The organism is Melaminivora jejuensis, assembly GCF_017811175.1.
Taxonomy (GTDB): domain Bacteria; phylum Pseudomonadota; class Gammaproteobacteria; order Burkholderiales; family Burkholderiaceae_C; genus Melaminivora; species Melaminivora jejuensis.
In genome coordinates this window covers 1,888,985-1,909,843 of record NZ_JACWIJ010000002.1, presented here as the reverse complement: position 1 = coordinate 1,909,843, position 20,859 = coordinate 1,888,985, and the positions used below count along the sequence as shown (strand labels likewise).

Genomic DNA, 20,859 nt, shown 5'->3' with positions numbered 1-20,859 from the left:
ATGATCCAGATGCCTATCACCCCTGCGGCACGCCGCATCCGCCGCGTCGCCCTGGGCGATTTTGTCCATCGCAGCGCGCGCAAGTTCGGCGAGCGCACCGCCGTGGTCGATGGCGATATCCGCCTGAGCTATGCCGAGCTGGATGCGCGCAGCTCGCGCTTTGCCCATTACCTGCTGGAGACCTTCGGCAGTGGCCGGCAGATTGGCATGTTGTGCATGAATTCTGCCGACATGGTGGTGGCCTACAACGGCATCCACAAGTCCGGCAATGTCTGGGCGCCGGTCAATGTGCGCCTGGACGCCGGCTCCATCGAATACATCCTGCGCCACGCCGAGGTCTCGGCGGTGGTGGTGGATGCGCCCCTGTACGCCGACCCGGCCCTGGCCGCCATGCTGCAGGGCCTGGGCGTGCCGCTGATCATGACCATGGCGGGCGGCGCGGCCACCGTGCCGGGCGCCACCACCCTGGGCCAGGCCGAGGCCGGGCGCAGCGATGCACTGCCCGACATCGACATCGACGACAGCCAGCCGGCCCTCTTGATGTACACCAGCGGCACCACCGGCAACCCCAAGGGCGTGGTGCATTCGCACCAGTCGGTGGCGGCGGCCATCCTGGGCAACGCCAGCGGCTTTGCCTATGTCGAGACGGACGTGTTCTCGGGCGTGCTGCCGCTGTTTCACTGCGCGCAGCATGGCCTGGCCGCGACGGCGCACGCCGTGGGCGCGTGCATCGTGCTGGCGCGCGCCTTCGTGCCCGACGAGATCCGCGCGCTGGTGCTGCGCGAGCGCCTGACGGTCTTCACCGGCCTGCCCATGATGTACGGGGCGCTGCTGGCCGACCCGCAGTTCCGCTGTGACAGCCTGCGCCAGTGCATCTACGCCATGGCGCCCATCCCCAAGCCGCTGATTGCCCAGATCGCCGAGCGCATGAGCCGCAATGTCGTGCTGGCTACCGGACAGACCGAGATCTACCCGGCCACCATGATGTTCAGGGCGCTGGAGCACCCCGAGCTGGACGCCAATTACTGGGGCACTTCCTTCATCCACTGCGAGACGGCGGTCATGGACGACGAGGGCCGCCTGCTCGGCCCCGGCGAGGTTGGCGAGATCGTGCATCGCGGCGCCAATGTCATGCTGGGCTACTTCAAGGACGAGCGCGCCACGGCCGAGGCGCAGCGCTTTGGCTGGCACCACACGGGTGACCTGGGCATGTGGGGGCCCAAGGGCCAGATGCTGTTCATCGACCGCAAAAAGGACATGATCAAGACCGGTGGCGAGAACGTCGCCAGCGTCAAGGTCGAGGCCGTGCTGCTGGGCCACCCGGGCGTGGCCGGCGCGGCGGTGCTGGGCCTGCCGCACCCGCACTGGATCGAGGCGGTGTGCGCCTTCGTGGTCAAAAAGCCCGGCGCCGAGGTCGATGAGGAATCCATCCAGGCCCACTGCCGCGAGCGCCTGGGCGGCTTCGAGGTGCCCAAGCTGGTGCGCTTCGTCGAGGCCCTGCCGGCCACGGCGACGGGCAAGGTGCAAAAGCATTTGCTGCGCCAGCAGTTCGCCGAGCTGGCGCGGCAGGCGTGGGCAGCAGAGCCGGCGACCCAGAAATGACGGGAAAAAGAATTCAGGAGTGATAATTTACTACTGAAATGATAGCTATCAGCGCTTGCTGTCAGGGCGATCGCATCTAAATTTTGAGCCAATCTTGATGCAAAGTGCAGGCTCCTAAAGCCAACCGGATGCGACCTTGAGCCTGCTGCAACTGCTCCAACAAATTCCCGATCCCCGTGTGCAGCGCACCCGCCGCCATGAGCTCATCGACTTGCTGGCTATCGCCCTGTGCGCTACTGTCGCCGGAGCAGACAACTGGATCGAGACGGTGGAGTTTGCCCAGGCCCACCAGGCCTGGCTGCAACGCTTTTTGCGCCTGCCCTGCGGCATTGCCTCACACGACACCTTCGCGCGGGTCTTTCGCCGCCTGGATCCACATGCACTCGAACAGGTCTTGCAGCAATGGCTCAAGGGTATGTCTGCGAGCGCCTCGGGCCATGTGGCCATCGATGGCAAGAGCGTGCGCAGCGCCCACCGCAAGGGCAAGGGTGCGCACCACAGTTTGCATTTGGTCAGCGCCTGGGCATCTGAGCAGCGCTTGCTGCTGGGCCAGCGCAAGGTCGATGGCAAGAGCAACGAGATCACGGCCATTCCTGAGTTGCTCAAGTTGTTGGACATTGGTGGGTGCACCATCACCATCGATGCCATGGGCTGCCAAAAAGCCATTGCCAAGCAAATCGCCGACCAAGGTGCCCACTACGTGCTCAGCCTCAAGGGCAATCAGCGGCACATGTTCAACGTGTGCAAGAAACACTTTGAAAGCGCTGAAGCTGACAGGGGCCAGCAAACGTTCAGTGACTCAGACAAAGGCCACGGGCGCATCGAGACGCGCAAGTACCAGGTGTCGGCACTGCCGCCGGCGCTGCAGCGTGCGGCCCAGCACTGGCCCCAGCTGCAAAGCGTGGTGCGCGTGGTGCGCACGCGCCAACTGCCAGGCCAAGAGCGAGTCGGCGAACAAACCAGCTACTACCTCAGCAGCCTGAGCGCACACACCAGCGCCCAGCAAATGGCGCAATACATCCGGGGGCACTGGAGCGTGGAAAACCAGCTGCACTGGAGCCTGGATGTGGGCATGGGCGACGACAGCGGTCTGAGCCAGAAAGACCACGCTGCGCACAACCAAGCGCTGCTCAGGCGCATAGCCCAGCAGATGCTGCAAGCCGACACCAGCGTGAAGGCCGGACTCAAGGCCAAGCGCAAACGCGCGGGCTGGGACTTGACCTACTTGGAGCGGGTCATGGAGCTATGCATTTAGATGCGATCGCCCTGCGCTTGCTGTGTAAGGGTTTGACGCTGAAAAGCATAAAAAACCGCCTCATGGAGGCGGTTTTTTGATGGCCCGAGGCGCTTAGCGTTCAGTACCGGGGCTGATGTGCCCGGATGGCCTCGCGTGTCCTGGCGTCCAGCGCAAAACCCGCGCCATGCTGCGCCGCCAGCGCATCGGCCCGGTGCAGGAAGGCATCCACCCCCGTGCCATAGATGAACTGCATGGCCCCACCCGTCCAGGCCGGGAAGCCGATGCCGAAAATCGAGCCGATGTTGGCGTCATGCACGCTGGTCAGCACGCCCTCGGCCAGGCAGCGCGCAGTCTCGATGGCCTGGCGGTACAGCAGGCGATCCTGGATGTCCTGCACGTCCCACGCGACTTCGGGTTTCTCGAACAACTCGCGCAGGCGCGGCCACAGGTGCTTCCTGCCGCCTTGAGGATAGTCGTAGAAGCCGCCCCCGCCGGCGCGGCCCGGGCGCTGGTGCTCCTTGACCATGCGCTCGACCAGCAACTGGCCGGGCGTCGCCTCGTAGGCCTTGCCCTCGGCGGCGAAGTCGGCGCGGGTCTGCTCCATGACGTGGACGCTCAGGGTGAGGGCGGTTTCGTCGAGCACCGCCAGCGGCCCCACGGGCATTCCGGCCTGCATGGCGGCGTTCTCGATCACGGCGGCAGGGATGCCCTCGCTGAGCATGGCCGCGCCCTCCATGACGAAGGTGCCGAAGGTGCGGCTGGTGTAGAAGCCCCGCGAGTCGTTGACCACGATGGGAATCTTGCCCAGCGCCTGCACGCAGTCGAAGGCGCGCGCCACGGTCTCGTCGTCGGTCTGCTGGCCGCGGATGATCTCCACCAGCTTCATCTTGTCCACGGGGCTGAAGAAATGGATGCCGATGAATTTTTCCGGTCGGCTGCTGGCCTGCGCCAGGCCGCTGATGGGCAGGGTCGAGGTGTTGCTGGCAAAGAAGCCGCCTTCGGCCAGCTGCGGCTCGGCCTCGCGCGTGACCTGGGCCTTGAGGTCGCGGCTCTCGAACACAGCTTCGATGATCAGTTCGCAGCCGGCCAGATCGGCGGCGCTGGCCGTCGGCTTGATGCGCGCCAGCAGCTCCTGCGCGGCCTCGGGTGCCATGCGGCCCTTTTCCACGCGCTTGGCCGCAAGCTTTTCGCTGTAGGCCCGGCCCTTGTCCGCTTTGTCCTGGCTCACGTCCTTGAGCACCGTCTCGATGCCTCGGCTGGCTTGCGCCCAGGCGATGCCCGCGCCCATCATGCCGGCGCCCAGGATGCCCACCTTGGCTGGCTTGAAGCGCGCCACACCCGCTGGCCGCGACTTGCCCGCCCGGATGGCGTTCAGGTCGAAGAAGAAGGTGTTGATCATGTTGTGCGCCACCGGCGTGGTCATCAGGCGCGCCAGGTAGCGGCTCTCGATGCGCAGCGCCGTGTCGTAGTCCACCATCGCGCCCTCGACCATGGCCGACAGGGCGGCCTCGGGGGCCGGGTAGCGCCCGCGCGTGGTCTTGCCGAGCATGGCCGGGGCCACGACCAGGGCGCCGGCGATCTTGGGGTTGCTGGGCGTGCCGCCGGGCACACGATAGTCCTTGGCGTCCCAGGGTTGCTGGGCCGTCGGCTGCGCGGCGATGTGCGCCAGCGCGCGCGGCAGCAGTGCGTCCTGCGAATCGACCAGTTCGTGTACCAGGCCCAGCTTGTGCGCCTCGGCGGGGCCGAAGGTCTTGCCCTCCAGGATGAACGGCTGCGCGCCCAGCAGGCCCAGCAGGCGCGTCATCTTGGTGATGCCGGTGGCGCCGGGCAGCAGGCCCAGGGTGACTTCGGGCAGGCCGAACTGGATTTTCCTGTCGTTCACGGCGATGCGGTGGTGGGCGATCAGCGCCACCTCCCAGCCGCCGCCCAGGGCCGTGCCGTTGAGGCAGGCGACCACCGGGATGCCCAGCGTCTCAAGCTGGCGGAAGTTCTTTTTCATGGCCTCGATGCGCGCAAACACCGTGGGCGCATCGGCTGGCGTCAGGCGCATGGTGGCCTTGAGGTCGGCACCGGCAAAGAAGCTGCTCTTGGCCGAGGCCAGCACGATGCCCTTGAGGGCCTGGCCCAGCTGCTGGCGGTCGGCCAGCACGCGCGCAGTGGCCTCTCCCAGGTCAGCCTGCCACTGCTCGCACATGGTGTTGACCGGCGAGCCCTGCTCGTCGAAGGTGATCAGGGCGACCTGGCCGTCTGCGCCCTGTGCGGGGATGAGTTCGTAGCGGATGGTTTGCATGTCGGTGTCTTTTTCAGCTCAGCAGTTGCGTCAGATGCGTTCCACGATCGTGGCGATGCCCATGCCGCCGCCCACGCACAGGGTGATCAGGCCGTAGCGCAGGCTGCGCCGGTGCAGTTCATCGACCAGCGTGCCCAGCAGCATGGCGCCGGTGGCGCCCAGCGGGTGGCCCATGGCAATCGCCCCGCCGTTGACGTTCACCTTCTCGTGCGGCACGCCCAGCTCTTTCATGAAGCGCATGGGCACGGCGGCAAAGGCTTCGTTGACCTCGAACAGGTCGATCTGGTCAACCGTCATGCCGGCGCGCGCCAGCGCCTTGAGCGTGGCCGGCATGGGGCCGGTGAGCATGATGGTCGGATCGGCTCCGCTCACGGCGGTGGCGACGATGCGTGCGCGCGGTGTCAGGTTCTGTGCCTTGGCCGCCGCCTCGTTGCCGATCAGCACGGCAGCGGCGCCATCGACGATGCCCGAGGAGTTGCCGGCGTGATGCACATGGTCGATGGCCTCGACCTGCGGATAGCGGCGCAGCGCCACGGCATCAAAACCCATGCCGCCCAGCTGGGCGAACGAGGGCTTGAGGCCGGCCAGGGTCTCCACGGTGGTCTGCGGCTTGATGAATTCGTCCTCCTCCAGGATGACCTGGCCGAGGAAGTCGCGCACCGGCACCACCGAGCGCTTGAAGTGCCCGGCAGCGCGTGCGGCAGCGGCGCGGCGCTGCGACTCCAAGGCAAAGGCATCGACGTCGGTGCGCGTGTAGCCGTCCAGCGTGGCGATCAGGTCGGCGCCAATGCCCTGGGGCACGAACATGGTCTGCAAGTTGGTGGCGGGGTCTTGCGCCCAGGCGCCGCCATCGGCGCCGATGGGCACGCGGCTCATGCTCTCCACGCCGCCGGCAACGACCAAATCCTCCCAGCCGCTGGCGACCTTTTGCGCCGCCAGGTTCACCGCCTCCAGGCCCGAGGCACAAAAGCGGTTGACCTGCACGCCGGCGCAGCGCCAGTCCCAGCCGGCCTTGAGCGCGGCGATCTTGGGCAGCACCGAGCCCTGCTCGCCAATGGGCGAGACGATGCCCATGACCACATCGTCCACCTGCGCGGTGTCCAGGTCGTGGCGCCGCTGCAACTCGCCCAGCAGGCCGGCCAGCAGGTCGATGGGCTTGACTTCGTGCAGGCTGCCGTCCTTCTTGCCCTTGCCGCGCGGCGTGCGCAGGGCGTCGAATACATAGGCATGGGTCATGGAATGATCTCCTTTTTAGGTCAAATTGGCTTGAAAGTGGCTCTGGGCAAGCGCTGGCAGCTATCAATAAATGAGTTTGAAAATAGCCGGCCTCAGCGTCCGCCCAGGCCCATGCTGCGGGTGATGACTTCTTTCATGATCTCGTTGGTGCCGCCGTAGATGCGCTGCACGCGTGCGTCGGCCCAGGCGCGGGTGATGGGGTATTCCCACATGTAGCCGTAGCCGCCAAAGAGCTGCACGCACTCGTCCATGACCTTGAACTGCAGGTCGCTGGTCCAGTACTTGGCCATGCTGGCCGTGGCGGTGTCGAGCTTGCCTTGCAGGATCAGCTCGCAGCACTTGTCCACGAAGACGCGCGCCACCTGCACCTCGGTCTGCAGCTCGGCCAGGGTGAAGCGCGTGTTCTGGAAGGCCGCCACCGGCTGGCCGAAGACCTTGCGCTCCTTGACGTAATCCACCGTCCAGTCGATGGCCGCCTGCGCGGCGGCTACCGCCGAGATGGCGATCTGCAGGCGCTCCCAGGGCAGCTGCTCCATCAGGCAGATGAAGCCCTTGCCCTGCATGGCCGGGCCGCCCAGCAGGTTCTCTGCCGGCACGCGCACGTTGTTGAAGAACAGCTCGGAGGTGTCCTGCGCCTTCATGCCGGCTTTCTTCAGGCGCTGGCCCTTCTCGAAACCCTCCATGCCGCGCTCGACCAGTAGCAAGCTGGTGCCCTTGGCGCCGGCGCTGGGGTCGGTCTTGGCGACGACGATGACCAGGTCGGCGTGCCAGCCGTTGGTGATGAAGGTCTTGCTGCCATTGAGCAGGTAGTGGCTGCCGTCGGCGCTCAAGGCCGCCGTGGTCTTGACGCCCTGCAGGTCGCTGCCGGCGCCGGGCTCGCTCATGGCGATGGCGCCGACCATGCTGCCGTCGGCCAGCTGCGGCAGGTACTTGCGCTTTTGCTCCTCGGTGCCGTAGTGCAGGATGTACGGCGCGACGATCTCGCTGTGCAGGCCGAAGCCGATGCCGGTCGTGCCGGCGCGGGCGATCTCCTCCATCTGGGCGATGGAGTAGCCCTTGTCGGCGCCGGCGCCGCCGTACTCCTCGGGCATGGTCATGCACAGAAAACCGTTGGCGCCGGCCTTGCGCCAGACCTCGCGGTCAACGTAACCCTGGTCTTCCCACTGGGCGTGGTGGGGCGCGATTTCCTTGTCGAGGAAGCGGCGAAAGCTGTCGGCAAAGGCTTGGTGCTCAGGCTGCAAAAGGGTGCGTTCGATCATGGCTGGACTCGGCAGTGGCAGGGGTGGCGATGGCAAAAGGGATTTTGAAAAGCAAATGCTTGCTGAAATTCTGCCACTGTTGCAGCATCTTGTGGGCAGTGTTTTCGAGCATGAAAAAACCGCCCGCAGGCGGTTTCGGCAGTGGCAGGCGTGGCCTGGCCGGGGTCAGTTGAAGTAGTCCGAGACCACCTTCCAGCGCCCATCCTGGATCTGCGACAGGCGCGAGCGATCGGTGCCCAGGCGCTGGGTGGCGCTGAACCTGAGGGTGTCGCTGCCGAACATGTCGGGCTCGATGGGCGCGCTGTCCATGGCCTTGATGAAGCTGTCGGTGCTCAGGCTGGCGCCGGCGCGCTGCGCGCCCTGGAGGAAGTTGTCCATGATCTGGTAGCCATAGACCGAGAACACGCCGGGGTCTTCGTTGAACTTGGTCTTGTACTTGTTGGCCCAGAAGCGGATGGGCTGCGAGGTGTCGTCCAGGTAGGGCACCTGGATCGCCATGGTGGCGTACAGGCCGTCCATGGCCTTGCCGCCCAGCTTGTGGATCAGGTCGGTGTAGGCGGCGGTGGTGCCCAGGAAGGTCGGGGAAAAGCCCGTCTTGCGCGATTCGCCTATGGTGCCGATGGTCTCGCGGATCACCGTGCCCAGCACCACGAAGTCGCAATTGGCGGCCTTCATCCTGGCCACCTGCGAGGAAAAATCGGTCGCGCCGCGCTTGTAGGTGGTTTTCTCGGCCAGCTCCATGCCGATGCTCTTGAGGCCCTCCTCGGCGCCGCGCATGACCTCCAGGCCGAACTCGTCGTCCTGGTAGATGGTGCAGACCTTCTTGGCGCCCTTTTCCTTGACCAGGCGCGGCGTGGCCGTGCGCGCCTGGTCGTAGTAGGGCACGGAGAAGGCGTACTTGAGGCGCATGTTGGGCTCCTCGAACATCTCGCGCGCCCCGGTCAGTGGGTAGAAGTTGATGACCTTCTTGGGAAACAGCACCCCGAAGGTGGCCACGTTGGCTGCCGTGCCGATGTGGCCGACCATGGCGAAGACCTTGTCCTGGTTGACCAGCTTCTGCGCCGCCAGCACGGCGCGCTTGGGGTCGTAGCCCGAGTCCTCGGACTTGAAGACCACCTTGCGGCCGTTGATGCCGCCTTGCTCGTTGGCCTCGTCCACGCGCAGCAACATGCCGTTGCGCGCCTGCTTGCCAAAGCCCGCCAGCGGGCCGGACAGATCCTGGATGGTGCCCACCGTGAGGGTGTCCTTGGTGACGCCCTGCTGCGCCTGTGCCCAGGCCCCCGTGGCCGCGCAGGCCAGGGCGGCGGCTGTGGCAAGAAGATGGAATTTCATGCGCTTGTCTCCTGTGGTTGTGGCTTGTCGGGTCTATTTGTCGGGTTTATAGGCTGCTGCGGTGCGCCGGCCATCGGCACTATCCCTGCCGGCTAGCCCGATCCGTACATGGCTTCGATCTGTGGCGCGTACTTGGTCTGCACCAGTTTGCGCTTGAGCTTCATGGTCGGGGTCAGCTCTTCGTCCTCGGCGGTGAGCTGGGTGTCGAGCAGGAAGAACTTCTTGATCTGCTCGACGCGGGCGAACTTCTTGTTCACCTCGTCGATGACGCTCTGGATCAGCGCCTGCACCTCGGGTGCGCGCGTGAGGCTGGCGTAGTTGGAGAACGGCACGTCGTGATCCTGCGCGTATTTCTCGACGTTCTCCTGGTCGATCATGATGATCACCGTGAGGTAGGCTCGCTGGTCGCCGATGACCACTGCGTCGGTGATGTAGGGGCTGAATTTCAGCTCGTTTTCCAGCTCGCTGGGCGTAATGTTCTTGCCGCCGGCGGTGATGATGATGTCCTTCATCCGGTCGGTGATGCGGTAGTAGCCTTCGGCGTCCACCGTGCCGACGTCGCCGGTGCGCAGCCAGCCATCCTGGGTGAAGGTCTCGGCGGTCTTGTCCGGCAGGTTCAGATAGCCCTTGAAGACGTTCGGCCCCTTGACCTGGATTTCTCCGGTCTCGGGATCGAGCCGCACCTGGTTGAAGCTGGTCGCCGGGCCGATGGAGCCGGGCTTGATGCGCGCGGCCACCATGCCAGTGGAGGCGCCGCAGGTCTCGGTCATGCCCCAGACCTCCAGCATGGGCACGCCCAGCGCCAGATACCACTTGATGAGTTCGGGCGAGATCGGCGCCGCGCCGGTGACCAGGAAGCGTGCGCGGTGGATGCCGATCAGCTTGCGCACATTGCCCAGCACCAGCCAGCGCGCCAGGTGGAATTGCGCTTTCAGGGTGGCCGGCACGCTTTGGCCGGCCAGCACCCGGTCGGCAATCTTCATGCCCACGCCGATGGCCCAGGCGTAGGCGGCCTGCTGCACGCGGCTGGATTCCTTGAGGGCGATCATGACGCCGGAGTAGAACTTCTCCCACACGCGCGGCACGGCGGTGAACACGGTGGGCGCGATCTCGCGCACGTTCTCGGGCACGGTGTCGGGGTTCTCGACAAAATTGAGCTTGCAGCCGGTGTAGAGCGAGAAATACTCGCCGCCCATGCGCTCGGCGATGTGGCACAGCGGTAGGAAGCACATGGCTTCGTCGTCCGCGCTGCGCGCGATCAGCGTGTTGAAGCCGCGCGCCGTATAGGCCAGCGCGCTGTGGCTGTGCATGGCGCCCTTGGGCTTGCCGGTGGTGCCCGAGGTATAGACCAGGATGGCAGTGTCGTCTGGCTGCAGGGCGGCGATGCGCTGCTCGATTTCCTGTGGGTGTGCGGCGTTCCACTCGCGGCCCAGGGCGCGCAGGTCGGCCAGGCTGATGATGTGCTCGTCGTGCAACCCGCGCAGGCCCTCCATGTCGAAGACCACGATGGTGCGCAGCAGCGGCAACTGCCCGCGCACCTCCAGTGCCTTGTCCAGTTGCTCGTCGTCCTCGACGAACAGCACGCGCGTGGCCGAGTCCTGGCACAGGTAATGCACCTGCGGCGCGGCGTCGGTCGGGTAGATGCCGTTGGCCACGCCGGCGCACGACAGCACGGCCAGGTCGGTCAGCACCCATTCGACGTTGGTGTTGGACAGGATGGAGGCGCACTCGCCCGGCGCAAAGCCCAGCGCCATCAGGCCGCCGGCAATCTCGCGCACGGCCTCGCCGACGCGGCTCCAGCTCCAGCTTTGCCAGATGCCGAGCTTTTTCTCGCGCAGCCACACGCGCGGGCCGCGTTCACGCACGGCATTCCAGAACATGGCCGGGATGGTGTCGCCGGCCAGCACGCTGTCCGGTTGCGGTTGGATGCGGGAGAGATCCCAAAGGTTGGACATCGGCTTACCTCCAGGTTTTCTTTTTCTTCCAGCGCCGCTCGCCGCGCACGCTGCTTTCCTTCATGCCGAGGTAGAACTCCTTGATGTCGTCCTTCTCGCGCAGCGCGGCGCAGCTGTCTTCCATGACGATGCGGCCGTTTTCCAGCACATAGCCATAGTCCGAGGCGTTCAGCGCCATGTTGGCGTTCTGCTCGACCAGGAGGATGGTGGTGCCGCGCTCACGGTTGATGCGCACGACGATCTCGAAGATCTCCTTGGTCAGGCGCGGCGACAGGCCCAGGCTGGGTTCGTCGAGCAGGATCAGCTCGGGCTTGGCCATGAGGGCGCGCGAGATCGCCAGCATCTGCTGTTGGCCGCCCGACAGCAGGCCCGCGTCCTGACTCTGGCGCTCGCGCAGGATGGGGAAGTAGCCGTACACCGTTTCCATGTCGTGCGCCACGGCGTCGCGGTCGGCTCGCGTGTAGGCACCCATGAGCAGGTTGTCGCGCACTGACAGCAACGGAAACACCTCGCGCCCCTCGGGCACGTGCGACAGGCCACGGCGCACGATGGCTGCCGGGTCGTGTGCGGTGATGTCCTGGCCGTGCAGTTGCACGCTGCCCTTGCGCGGGTCGATGATGCCGGAGATGGTCTTCAGGATGGTGGTTTTGCCGGCGCCGTTGCTGCCCAGCACGGTGGCGATCTCGCCACGGCGCACCTGCAGGCTGACGCCGCGAATGGCCTTGATGGGGCCGTAGCTGCTTTCGATGTTCTGCAGGCGCAGGATGGGTGCGCTGGCGGCTGCACTGGCGTGGGTCTGCACGGCGGTATTCATGCGCGCACCTCCAGGCCGGCGGCGTCGGTGCGGCGCAGGCTGCTCACGTCGTCGATGGTGCCCAGGTAGGCCTCGACGACGCCGGGATGCGTCTGCACCTCGTGCGGCGTTCCCATGGCCAGCACCTGGCCCTGGTTCATGGCCAGCACCCGGTCGGATACGCGCGAGACCAGCGACATGTCGTGCTCGACCATCAGCACCGTGATGCCCAGCTCGTCGCGGATGTCCTGGATCCAGAAGGCCATGTCGTCGGTTTCCTCCACGTTCAGGCCGGACGATGGCTCATCGAGCAGCAGCAACTGCGGCTCGGTACACAGCGCGCGCGCCATCTCAACCACCTTGCGCACGCCGTAGGGCAGGCCGGCGATCAAAGTGTCGCGATAGTGCTGCAAGTCCAGGAAGTCGATGATTTCCTCGGCCTTCTCGCGCGCCCGCAGCTCGGCGGCGCGCACGCGCGGCGTGAAGAACATGTCGGCCAGGAGTCCGGTCTCGCGCCGCGTGTGCCGCCCGATCAGCAGGTTGTGCAGCACGCTGGCGTGCTCGAACAGCTCGATGTTCTGGAAGGTGCGCGCAATACCCAGGCCGGCCACCCGGTGCGCGGGCTGCTCGGTCAGCGCCAGCTCGCCCGCCGGGCCGGCGTAGCGGATGGCGCCGCTGGTGGGCTGGTAGATGCGGCTGATCAGGTTGAACACCGTGGTCTTGCCGGCGCCATTGGGGCCGATCAGCGTGAAGACCTCGCCGCGGCGCACGTCGAAGCTGACGTCGCTCACCGCCAGCAGGCCGCCGAAGCGCACGCTCAGATTGCGTGCGCCAAGCAGCACGTCGGCGGGCAGGGGGCATGGGCTGCATTCATGGCCGTGCTCATTTCAGGCGCTCCGATTTCTGGAAGCTCTTTTGCCGCTTGAACATGCCCTTGCGGTAGAAGGGAAACAGCTGCAGCCAGGTGCGCACCTTGAGCCAGCGGCCATACAGGCCCATGGGCTCGAACAGCACGAAGGCGATCAGCACCGCGCCATAGACCACGGCCTGCAGGCCGGGCGCCTGGCCGATGGCTTCGGGCAGCACGTCCTTGCCCAGGGAGATCATCTGCGGCATCAGGATCAGGAAGGCAGCGCCCAGGAAGGCCCCGTGTACCGAGCCCAGGCCGCCGATGACGATCATCAGCAGCAGGTCGATGGACTGCAGGATGCTGAACTGATCCGGCGAGATGAACTGCATCTTGTGCGCGTACAGCGCGCCGGCAATGCCGGCCAGCGCGGCAGATAGGGCGAACGACAGCGTCTTGTACCAGGCCAGGTGGATGCCCATGCTCTGCGCCGAGATCTCCGAGTCGCGGATGGCGACGAAGGCCCGGCCCGTGGGCGAGCGCAGCAGGTTCAGGATGGCCAGCGTGCAGGCCACGGCCAGCGCCAGGCACAGGAAGTAGAACGCCTCGGTGCTCTCCAGCGTGTAGCCCAGCAGTTGCGGCGCTGCGACCGACTTACCGGCATTGCCGCCGGTGACCGACTCCCAGCGCGCGAACACCTCCTCGACAATGAAGCCGAAGGCCAGCGTGGCGATGCCCAGGTAGATGCCCTTGACGCGCAGCGCCGGCAGGCCCACGACCACGCCCACGGCAGCCGACAGCGCCGCGCCGCAGGCCAGCGACAGCAGGAACGGCCAGCCCATGCCGGTGAGTACCACCTGCGTGTAGGCGCCCACGCCCAGAAAGGCTGCGTGCCCCAGCGAGAACTGCCCGGTGAAGCCCGCCAGCAGCATCAGCCCCAGGCCGGCAATGGCGTAGATCAGCACGAAGGTCAGCTGGGCCAGCCAGTACTCGGGTGCCAGCCAGGGCGCGGCGACCAGGGCCAGGCCCAGCAGGCTGTACCAGAAGATGTGCCCGCCGTGCTTGGCCAGGCGGATGTCCTGCGCGTAGCTGGTCTTGAAGATGTAGCGCATCGCTCAGACTTTCTTGCGCAGCTTTTCGCCGAACAGACCATTGGGTTTGACCATGAGCATCAGCAGCACCACGATGTAGGCGGCGATGTCCTTGAAGCCTTCGGGCAGGTAAAAGCCCGACAGCGATTCGATCACGCCGATGATGAGACCGCCGACGATGGCCCCCGGCAGGCTACCAAAGCCCCCACCACGGCGGCGGGAAAGGCCTTGAGTCCGATGAAGCCCATGTTGGCGTGAACGAAGGTGATGGGCGCCAGCAGCAGGCCGGCCAGCGCCGCCACCGCTGCCGCTAGGCCCCAGACCATGCCGTTGAGGCGCTGCACCGGGATGCCCATGTAGTAGGCGGCGAGCTGGTTCTGCGACGCCGCCTGCATGGCCACGCCCAGCCGGGTGAAGCGGAACATGGCGTACAGCAGCGCGCACAGCACAGCCGAGGCGGCGATGACCACCAGCTGCTCGGCGGCCAGTACCAGCGTGCCCATCTGCACCACCTGATCCTTGTAGGGCACTGGCAGGGCGTGGGTCTCGGTGCCAAAGCCCGGAATCATGGTGATGGCGCCGCGCAATACATAGCCGATGCCGATGGTCAGCATGACGATGGAGAATGCCGGCTGCCCCAGAATGGGCCGTATGACCACGCGCTCAAGCAATACGCCGAACAGCGCCACGGCGATGATGCTGGCCACCACGGCTACCCAGAACGGCATGCCCAGCACCTGCATCACCACCAGGCCGGCAAACGCCCCCAGCATCATCAGCTCGCCCTGGGCGAAACTGACGGTCTCGGTGGCCTTGTAGATGAGCACGAACCCCAGCGCGATCAGCCCGTAGATGCACCCCTGAGCGATGCCGCTGACCAGCAGTTGGACGAATTGCACAAGCTCTCCTGCATATTTATACAAAGCGATTGCTTTGCATAAATAATGGTGCCTTGGGGAGCGCCGATCCGTATTCGGGACTTACCCTGAAAATGCCTGTGTCATGAATGCCGGCCCTGCCGTGCCGCCATCCCCTCGCCATCCCCTTCATCGCTTCCATTCACCCCCAAGGAGACTCGCATGACCTACCCCGACACCCGACTTTTCATCGATGGCCAGTGGCAGGACGCCCGTGATGGCCGCACCCTGGCCGTCCACAACCCCGCCACCGGGCAGGAAATTGGCTGCGTGGCGCACGCCGCCATCGCCGACCTGGATCTGGCGCTGGCCTCGGCGCAAAAGGGCTTCGAGACCTGGCGCGCCATGGCCGCCGTGGAGCGCGCGCGCATCATGCGCCGCGCCGCCGCCCTGATGCGCGAGCGCGCCGGTGCCATCGGCGCACTGATGACGCAGGAGCAGGGCAAGCCGCTCATCGAGGCGCGCGGCGAGGCCGCTGCTGCCGCCGACATCATCGAGTGGTTTGCCGACGAGGGCCAGCGCGTCTATGGCCGCATCGTGCCGGCGCGCAACCCGGCTGTGCAGCAGCTGGTGCTGAAAGACCCGGTGGGCGTGGTCGCCGCCTTCACGCCGTGGAACTTCCCCATCAACCAGGTGGTGCGCAAGCTGGGCGCGGCGCTGGCGGCGGGCTGCGCGGTCATCGTCAAGGCGCCCGAGGAAACCCCGGCCAGCCCGGCGGAGCTGGTGCGCGCCTTTGCCGACGCCGGCCTGCCACCCGGCGTGGTCAACCTGGTCTATGGCACGCCGGCGGAGATCTCCGGCTACCTGATCCCGCACCCCATCGTCAAGAAGGTGACCTTCACCGGCTCGACTGTGGTCGGCAAGCAGCTTGCCGCCCTGGCCGGCCAGCACATGAAGCGCGTGACCATGGAGCTGGGCGGCCACGCCCCGGTCATCGTCTGCCAGGATGCCGACGTGCAACTGGCCGTCAAGGCGTCGGCGGGTGCCAAGTTCCGCAATGCCGGCCAGGTGTGCATCGCGCCCACGCGCTTTCTGGTGCATGAGAGTGTGCGCGCCGAGTTTGTCGCTGCGCTCACGCGCCATGCCGAGGGCCTGAAGGTGGGCGATGGCCTGCAGGAAGGCACGCGCATGGGGCCGCTGGCCAATGCGCGCCGGGTGGCGGCCATGCAGGACTTCCTGGGCGATGCGCGCCAGCAGGGCGCCCGGGTCACCACGGGTGGTGAGGCATTGAGTGGCGCGGGCAACTTCTTTGCGCCCACGGTGCTCGACGACGTGCCGCTGTCGGCGCGCATCTTCAACGAGGAACCCTTCGGCCCGGTGGCCGCCGTGCGCGGCTTCACCGATCTGTCTGACGCCATCGCCGAGGCCAACCGCCTGCCCTATGGCCTGGCGGCTTATGCCTTCACGCGCTCGCTCAAGGACGCGCATCAGCTGGCGCAGCAGGTCGAGGTCGGCATGTTGTGGGTCAATCAGCCGGCCACGCCCAGCGCCGAACTGCCCTTTGGCGGCCTCAAGGACTCAGGCTACGGCTCCGAGGGCGGCCCCGAGGCCGTCGAGGCCTGCCTGAACACGCGGGCGATCTCCATCACCCCCATGTGATTTCTATCTCTATCTCCCTCTCCCGCCCGCCTGCGGGAGAGGGAGGGGATGAGGGTAGCGACAAGGGCGCTGCCTCAACCCCGCTCGACTGGCCGCGCCGGATCGCTGCACCAGTCGCTCCAGCTGCCCGCGTACAGGGCGGTAGGCGGGTAGCCGGCAATCTCCATGGCCAGCAGGTTGGGGATGGCGCTCACGCCGCTGCCGCACTGGTGTACCACGCTGGCCGGATCGCGCCCGGCCAGCAGTTGCTCGAACTCGGCGCGCAGTTGCGCCGCCGGCTTGAAGCGGCCATCGGCGCCCAGGTTGTCGCTGAACGGGCGGTTCAGCGCGCCGGGGATGTGCCCGGCCACGGGGTCGAGCGGTTCGATCTCGCCCCGGTAGCGTGGCGCGGCGCGGGCGTCCAGCACCGTCTGGCCGGGCTGGTGCAGGCGCTGCCACACCTGCTGGGCATCGACCAGCCGACGCAGTGGCTCGCGGATCTCGAAATTGGTCTGGAAGTGCCCCGGCTCGTCGCCGCTGGCCAGCGCGCCGCCTGCCGCCTGCCAGGCCTGCAGGCCGCCGTCGAGCACGGCCACGGCGTCGTGCCCCAGCCACTTGAGCATCCACCACAGCCGGCCACAGTAGTTGCCGCCATTCCTGTCATACACCACGGCTTGCATGTCGTTGGCCAGGCCGATGGCCGACAGCCACATGGCAAAGCGCTCGCGGTTGGGCAGCGGGTGGCGTCCGCCCGAGCAGGGCGAATCGGCCGCGCCGGCCACCAGCACGCCGCCCGGGCCAGGTGCACCGTGGCGGGCGCTCAGGTTCAGATCCAGGTCGGCGTGGACGGCTCCGGGGATGTGCTCGTGCTGGTACACGGCCAGGCCGCGCGAGGGCGTGGCCAGGTCGAAGCTGCAGTCGAACACCATCAGCCGCTGATGCGTGTGCAGCAGCTCTTGCAGTTCAGGGACGGAGATCAGCAGGGTGTAGGGCATGGTCGGCGCAGACATGGGAGCAAAAAAGGAGCCTGATTGTGGCTGTGCTGCGCCAGCATTGCGCGTCGGCGCGCGCCGCGTGTACGGCTTCTGCCTGCCTCAGTTGGTTGCCGCGCCACGCGCCCGCAGCGCGGTGGCGGCGATGCCGCTGGCGACGATCAGCGCCATGCCGGCCCAGGCCAGCAGCGGCAGCGCGTCGCCGAACAGCAGCACGCCGTAGAGGCTGGCGAAAATGATGCCCGAGTACTGCAAATTGGCCACCACCAGCGTGCTGCGCGCCGTGGTGGCGCGGGCATAGGCCAGGGTCATGCACAGCTGCCCGCCGGCGGCCAGCAGGCCCAGCGGCAGCAGCCACAGCGCCGGCCAGCCTGGCCAGGGCGATGCGCCGGCCACCAGCATCGCCGCGCCACCGGCAACCGCCGAGCCAAGTGCGAAATAAAACACCGTGCGCGCCTCCGGCTCGCCCAGGCGCGACAGCGCCGAGACCTGCATGTAGGCCATGGCCGCGCAAAAGCCCGACAGCAGCCCCACGGTGCCGGCAAAGCCCTGGCCATCGCCCACGCTGGGGCGCAGCATCAGCAGCACACCGGCAAAGCCGGCCAGCACGGTGAGCACCAGCGGCACCTGCAGCGGCGGGCGCGGCGTCTGCGGCGAGGGCCGCCAGGCCAGCAGCGCTCCGCCCATGACGAAAGCGGCAATCCACACGCTGCTCATGTAGTTCAGCGTGATGGCCGAGGCCAGCGGCAGATGGGCGATGGCGTAGAACCAGGCCCCCAGCGCCACCACGCCGACCAGGCTGCGCCAGGCGTGCATCCCCGGGTAGGCGGTGCCCAGGCGCACGCTCTGGCGCCGCGCCAGCAGGGCCAGCAGCCCCATGCCGATCAGGCCGCGATAAAACACCAGTTCAGCGGCGGAAAACCACTGCGAGGCGATCTTCACGCAGACCCCCATGCTGGCAAACAGGAACGCGGCCAGAACCATCCACAGGGCTTGCATGAAACCTGAAAATATGAATGAAAACAGCTGGAAACGCTTACCTGGCAAGCGCTGACAGCTATTATTTCAATAGTGAATGTGGCCTGGCCAGGCGGGTGGCGCCGGCTCCTGCCGCTGCCGGGGTCAGCCTGCGGCCAGCGCCTGGCCCATCTTGCCCCGGTACCACTCGTGGAAGTGCTGCATACCGTCTTCCATCGGGCTTTGATACGGGCCGGCCTCGTTGTCGCCACGCTGCATCAGGGCCTGGCGCCCGGCGTCCATGCGCTCGGCGATCTCGTCGTCCTCGATGGCTGTTTCCATGTAGGCCGCGCGCTGGGCCTCGACGAAGTCGCGCTCGAAGGCCACGATCTCCTCGGGGTAGTAGAACTCGACCAGGTTCAGCGTCCTGTCCACGCCCATGGGGTGCAGCGTGGACACGGTGAGCACATGCGGATACCACTCGACCATGATGTGCGGGTAGTAGGTCAGCCAGATGGCGCCGCGCTGCGGCAGCTGGCCGCCCTGGTAGCGCAAGAGCACGTCGTGCCACTGCTTGTAGATGTCCGAGCCGGGCTTGGCAAAGGTCGGCGCCACGCCCACGGTCTGCACGGAGAACTCGCGTCCGAACTCCCATGTCAGGTCGTCGCAGGTCACGAAGTTGCCCAGGCCGGGGTGGAAGGGGCCGACGTGGTAGTCCTCCAGATAGACCTCGATGAAGGTCTTCCAGTTGTAGTGGCACTCGTGCAGCTCGACGTGATCGAGCGCGTAGCCCTCGAACGACAGCTCGTGCGCCGGCCCCATGCCGGCCAGGTCGGCGGCGATGTCGCGGCCGTTGTCCTCGAACAAAAGGCCGTTCCACTGGCGCAGGCCGTAGTTGTTCAGGTGCAGGCAGGGGTCGTGCTGGAAGTGCGGCGCGCCCAGCAGCTCGCCCTTGTCCGAATACGTCCAGCGGTGGATGGGGCAGACAATGTTGCCGCCGGCGTGGCCCTTGCCCTGCGCGCCCAGGTTGCCCCGGCCGCGCAGCATGATGGCCTGGCGGTGGCGGCAGACGTTGGACAGCAGCTCGATGCCGCCTTGCGCATTGCGCACCAGGGCGCGGCCCTCCTGCTCCTGGGGCAGGGCGTGGTAGTCGCCCGGCTCGGGCACGGCCAGCTGGTGGCCGACGTAGCGCGGCCCGGCGCGAAACAACAGCTCCTGCTCGCGCGCCAGCAGCGCCGCGTCGAAGTAGCTGGAAACTGGAAGTTGGCTCGTGGCTTGCTGCAGTTGAAGACTTAAATCAGACATGGGTGACCTGACCTAAAGACTCCCCACAGGGAGGGTGGGAGGGTGCGCGCGCGGCGCCCGGGAAAAAAGAAACCGGCCTGGAGCGATACCCGCGAGCCGGTCTGATGAGGGAATGGGATTATAGAAGTTGGGGTTATTTCCGGAGGGGCCACACGTGTATCCGGCCTGCTGCAGCGCCCCGGGTGCAGCGCCAGGCGTGCGGCCTAAAATCCCCCGCTTTCCACTTGCGCGTCCGGCGCCGCCCATCCGTTTGCCATGCCCAAGGCTCCTGTCGCTCTCAAACTCCCCCCCGAACCCGCCAGCTACGAAGCCGCGCTGCAGGAGCTCGAACAGCTCGTCGCCCGCATCGAATCCGGCCAGTTGCCGCTCGACCAGCTGCTCGCCGGCTACCAGCGCGGCGCCACGCTGCTGGAGTTCTGCCGCACCCGCCTGGCCGCCGTGCAGGAGCAGATCCAGCTGCTCGACGATGGCGTGCTGCAGCCGTGGAACGACGCATGAGCGCCGTCTCCGACAGCCGCGCCAGCACCGTCCCCTTTGCCCTGGCGACCTGGATGCAGGCGCAGCTGGCGCGCGTCGAGGCAGCGCTGGACGCGGCCCTGGCTGACGACGGCCCGGCCGGCCTGGGGCTGGCCATGCGCTATGCCGTGCAGGGCGGCGGCAAGCGGCTGCGCCCGCTGCTGGTGCTGGCCGCCTGCGAGGCCGTGGAGGGGCAGCCGGCAGCAGCGCTGCGCGCTGCCTGCGCCGTCGAACTGATCCATGCCTACTCGCTGGTACACGACGACATGCCGTGCATGGACAACGACGTGCTGCGCCGGGGCAAGCCCACCGTCCACGTGCAGTTCGGCCAGGCCCAGGCGCTGCTGGCCGGCGATGCGCTGCAGGCGCTGGCCTTCGAGCTGCTGACGCCCGAGGACGGCGTGGACGAGGCCATGCAGGCGCGGCTGTGCCGCCTGCTGGCGCGCGCCGCCGGCAGCCAGGGCATGGCCGGCGGGCAGGCCATCGACCTGGCCCACGTGGGCTGCCAGTTGGCCGAGGGCGAGCTGCGCCACATGCACGCCCTCAAGACCGGCGCGCTCCTGCAGGCCAGCGTGCTCATGGGTGCAGCCTGTGGGCAGGCATCGCCCGCCGCCTGCCAGGCGCTGAGCGAGTACGGCGCTGCCATCGGCCTGGCCTTCCAGGTGGTCGATGATGTACTGGACGTGACGCAGGACTCGGCCACCCTGGGCAAGACTGCCGGCAAGGATGCCGCGCAGGACAAGCCGACCTATGTCTCGCTCATGGGCCTGCAGGGCGCGCGCGCCCACGCCGACGACCTGCTGGCCCAGGCCCAGGCCCGGCTGGTCGCCAGCGGCCTGGCCGATACGCACGCACTGGCGGCCCTGGCCGACATGGTGGTGCGGCGCACCCATTGATACTCTGGGGTCAAATACCCCTCTGGCGCTTGCTGGACAAGCGTCGCCAGCTACGG

The 20,859-nt window shown here is 66.9% G+C and carries 16 protein-coding genes and 1 pseudogene; 5 read left to right on the top strand and 12 right to left on the bottom strand.

Going from position 1 to position 20,859, the window contains the following annotated elements:
* Both IDM45_RS09060 and IDM45_RS09055 read left to right on the top strand, forming a co-directional pair.
* Positions 1-1,602, top strand: a complete 1,602-nt coding sequence (locus tag IDM45_RS09060; protein WP_209422547.1) for a class I adenylate-forming enzyme family protein — start codon at positions 1-3, stop codon at positions 1,600-1,602.
* Positions 1,603-1,738: 136 nt separating this feature from the next.
* Positions 1,739-2,857, top strand: coding sequence for an ISAs1 family transposase (locus IDM45_RS09055; protein WP_209422546.1), 1,119 nt, complete (start codon positions 1,739-1,741; stop codon positions 2,855-2,857).
* A gap of 100 nt (positions 2,858-2,957) precedes the next feature.
* Here IDM45_RS09055 and IDM45_RS09050 read toward each other — a convergent pair whose 3' ends face one another.
* The 9 genes and pseudogenes from IDM45_RS09050 to IDM45_RS09010 form a co-directional block, all read right to left on the bottom strand.
* The gene (locus tag IDM45_RS09050; RefSeq protein WP_209422545.1) at positions 2,958-5,129 is read right to left on the bottom strand and encodes a 3-hydroxyacyl-CoA dehydrogenase NAD-binding domain-containing protein; all 2,172 of its coding nucleotides are present in this window, start codon (positions 5,127-5,129) and stop codon (positions 2,958-2,960) included.
* Between the two features lie 30 nt (positions 5,130-5,159).
* Positions 5,160-6,365, bottom strand: coding sequence for an acetyl-CoA C-acetyltransferase (locus IDM45_RS09045; RefSeq protein ID WP_209422544.1), 1,206 nt, complete (start codon positions 6,363-6,365; stop codon positions 5,160-5,162).
* Between the two features lie 92 nt (positions 6,366-6,457).
* Complete coding sequence (locus tag IDM45_RS09040; protein WP_209422543.1) at positions 6,458-7,624, bottom strand: acyl-CoA dehydrogenase family protein; 1,167 nt, start codon at positions 7,622-7,624, stop codon at positions 6,458-6,460.
* 165 nt (positions 7,625-7,789) lie between these two features.
* Positions 7,790-8,956, bottom strand: a complete 1,167-nt coding sequence (locus tag IDM45_RS09035; RefSeq protein ID WP_209422542.1) for an ABC transporter substrate-binding protein — start codon at positions 8,954-8,956, stop codon at positions 7,790-7,792.
* A 92-nt stretch (positions 8,957-9,048) separates the two neighbouring features.
* Positions 9,049-10,911 carry an AMP-dependent synthetase/ligase gene (locus IDM45_RS09030; protein ID WP_209422541.1) on the bottom strand — a complete coding sequence of 621 codons (1,863 nt, stop codon included), beginning with the start codon at positions 10,909-10,911 and terminating at the stop codon, positions 9,049-9,051.
* Positions 10,912-10,915: 4 nt separating this feature from the next.
* Positions 10,916-11,725: an ABC transporter ATP-binding protein gene (locus IDM45_RS09025; protein ID WP_209422540.1), complete on the bottom strand. Its 810-nt coding sequence runs from the start codon at positions 11,723-11,725 to the stop codon at positions 10,916-10,918.
* Complete coding sequence (locus tag IDM45_RS09020; RefSeq protein ID WP_209424064.1) at positions 11,722-12,558, bottom strand: ABC transporter ATP-binding protein; 837 nt, start codon at positions 12,556-12,558, stop codon at positions 11,722-11,724. Before IDM45_RS09020 ends, IDM45_RS09025 begins: the two co-directional genes overlap by 4 nt.
* 28 nt (positions 12,559-12,586) lie before the next feature.
* On the bottom strand, positions 12,587-13,663 hold the full coding sequence (locus IDM45_RS09015) for a branched-chain amino acid ABC transporter permease (protein WP_209422539.1): 1,077 nt from the start codon (positions 13,661-13,663) through the stop codon (positions 12,587-12,589).
* Positions 13,664-13,666: 3 nt separating this feature from the next.
* Positions 13,667-14,541: pseudogene (locus IDM45_RS09010) on the bottom strand (branched-chain amino acid ABC transporter permease).
* Positions 14,542-14,721: 180 nt separating this feature from the next.
* Between IDM45_RS09010 and IDM45_RS09005 the strand changes: the two are divergent.
* Positions 14,722-16,158, top strand: a complete 1,437-nt coding sequence (locus IDM45_RS09005) for an NAD-dependent succinate-semialdehyde dehydrogenase (protein WP_209422538.1) — start codon at positions 14,722-14,724, stop codon at positions 16,156-16,158.
* 74 nt (positions 16,159-16,232) lie between these two features.
* Here IDM45_RS09005 and IDM45_RS09000 read toward each other — a convergent pair whose 3' ends face one another.
* The 3 genes from IDM45_RS09000 to IDM45_RS08990 all read right to left on the bottom strand — a co-directional run bounded on the left by IDM45_RS09000 (position 16,233) and on the right by IDM45_RS08990 (position 19,391).
* Positions 16,233-17,132, bottom strand: coding sequence for a sulfurtransferase (locus IDM45_RS09000; RefSeq protein WP_209424063.1), 900 nt, complete (start codon positions 17,130-17,132; stop codon positions 16,233-16,235).
* Positions 17,133-17,231: 99 nt separating this feature from the next.
* A complete protein-coding gene (locus IDM45_RS08995; protein ID WP_209422537.1) occupies positions 17,232-18,128 on the bottom strand; it encodes a DMT family transporter in 897 nt (298 codons plus the stop codon).
* A 123-nt stretch (positions 18,129-18,251) separates the two neighbouring features.
* Positions 18,252-19,391: an aromatic ring-hydroxylating oxygenase subunit alpha gene (locus IDM45_RS08990; RefSeq protein WP_209422536.1), complete on the bottom strand. Its 1,140-nt coding sequence runs from the start codon at positions 19,389-19,391 to the stop codon at positions 18,252-18,254.
* A 255-nt stretch (positions 19,392-19,646) separates the two neighbouring features.
* Between IDM45_RS08990 and xseB the strand changes: the two genes are divergently transcribed.
* Both xseB and IDM45_RS08980 read left to right on the top strand, forming a co-directional pair.
* Complete coding sequence (xseB, locus tag IDM45_RS08985) at positions 19,647-19,889, top strand: exodeoxyribonuclease VII small subunit (RefSeq protein WP_209422535.1); 243 nt, start codon at positions 19,647-19,649, stop codon at positions 19,887-19,889.
* Positions 19,886-20,803: a polyprenyl synthetase family protein gene (locus tag IDM45_RS08980; protein ID WP_209422534.1), complete on the top strand. Its 918-nt coding sequence runs from the start codon at positions 19,886-19,888 to the stop codon at positions 20,801-20,803. Before xseB ends, IDM45_RS08980 begins: the two co-directional genes overlap by 4 nt.
* The last annotated feature ends 56 nt before the right edge of the window (positions 20,804-20,859 follow it).